The 1,621-nt window shown below is 63.0% G+C and carries 2 protein-coding genes and 1 pseudogene; all 3 read right to left on the bottom strand.

The features are described 5' to 3' along the window. Positions 1-145 (bottom strand): DUF1419 domain-containing protein (locus AC1DZP_RS36100; protein ID WP_477309122.1); only part of this gene is annotated, 145 nt, incomplete at its 3' end. A 90-nt stretch (positions 146-235) separates the two neighbouring features. Next, a complete protein-coding gene (locus AC1DZP_RS36105; protein WP_477309120.1) occupies positions 236-625 on the bottom strand; it encodes a hypothetical protein in 390 nt (129 codons plus the stop codon). A 90-nt stretch (positions 626-715) separates the two neighbouring features. Then, positions 716-1,621, bottom strand: a pseudogene (locus tag AC1DZP_RS36110) (DNA-binding protein); the annotation flags it as partial.

Raw genomic sequence — 1,621 nt, forward strand, 5'->3', positions numbered from 1 at the left:
GGGTACCTGAGTTAGCGTCGGTGCCCGGGGTGCTGTTATGCCTGTTGAACAGCTGAAACATCTGCTCACGCGTGGCGACGCCATCGAAGACTTTTCGGAAAGTTGGATGATTGGACATGGCTTGGATCCAGACGAGCCGATGCATCCGCTCACGGGACAGGCCGTGGCGGCTGGCAATCGGCGGATTGATGAGGTGCTGGCACCGTACGGCCGGAGCCTGTGCGCAGAAGAGACGTCAGGCAGCGCGGAACTGTCCGCGACCGACGCCGGTGATTGCGCGGACGGCGGCCGCGAGGGCTGGAATGTCGTCTAACATGGCGAGCGCGACCAGGTGGTTCGGACCGCCGCGATAATCCCTACGGTCCTTGCAGGTCCGGATAAGGATACCGTGCCCCGACGAAAACCCGAACTGACCGACTTGGATGTAGGCGCGCTCATGGTGCAGGGTCACTTCGCCCGACACGGCTATTCCCGCTTTGTTGGAGCGAATTTCAAAGCTGCCGTGCGGCAGATCAAGTTCGGCTGCGAGCTTCTTCAGCCTTGAACACGCTGTCGTGTGAAAGCGTCTGTTCTGATGCTCGTCGTAGGAGCAGCTCTTTTCCCATTGGAACATGTCGATCACCATGAATGGAGGCGGACCCGGCCTGCGGGTTTGCGCGTCGAAACAATGAGAGCCCGGCATGATTGCCGGGCCCTTGCGGATTGATGGTGCGGACTATTCGGCGGCCTGGAGCTGATCGCTCTCGTCGTCACCGCCGGACGAAGGGTCACTGGACGAAAGGTCCGCGACCGCGTCGAGGAATGCTGGAAGGGTACCCGACGTTTCGTCGGGGTCATCCACGCTGCGTTCCGGATCATCCGTGTGCTGGTCGACGGGATCGGAGGTATCGTGACCGGCAAGACGCAGCGGTTCGGGTAGCCAGTTCGACCCTTCGAGGAGGCGAGCTGCCTCGCGGGCCATGACGTCCTTCTTCAGATGCTCGATCAGCTGCGCGGAGTCCTCGCCGCGAGCCTGGCGAACGGCCTGCAGGATCCGCGCCTTGGTGAGCCGTCCGAGAAACTCGACCGTAGGCGTCCAGCCTGCCGACACCATGTCGAACTGGAGCGCACTGGCGAGCACGTCCGCGTGCGCCAGCGCCTGGGGCCGTCTGTTCCAGGGTTCGGTCACGGCGTTGAGGGTCAGCGAGACGCAGTGCGCGAAAAGCGCCTTGCGGCTCGCCTCATCAAGGTCAACCAGGAAGCTCCAGAGTTCCGCCTCTTCATCGGGAAGGTCACGGTCCCAGGCCTCGTTTCGTTCGGTGATCTCCTTCGCCCAGGACGTCTCGGCCAGTCCCTCGACTTGGGCGAAGCTGCCGCTCTTCAGGCTGATTTCGAGACAGGTGTCGGAGGCGAAGCGATAGAAGACCTGCAGCACGCAGGCATGAAGTGCCGCGACGAAGGCGATATCGACGTCACCGGCGAGCGCATTGCGCATCGCCAGAGTCCGCTGCGCGGTCAGGTCGAAGACGAGGCGATCCGGCAGCGGCTTGACGCCGTCGTCCTCGACCTCGTCTTCGGCAACATTGGCCGTCCTTCCATTGACCACGACCTCGCTCGAGGTGCCACCGTCAGAGGCCCGTTC

This window comes from Mesorhizobium sp. P2_F8 (assembly GCF_056403655.1).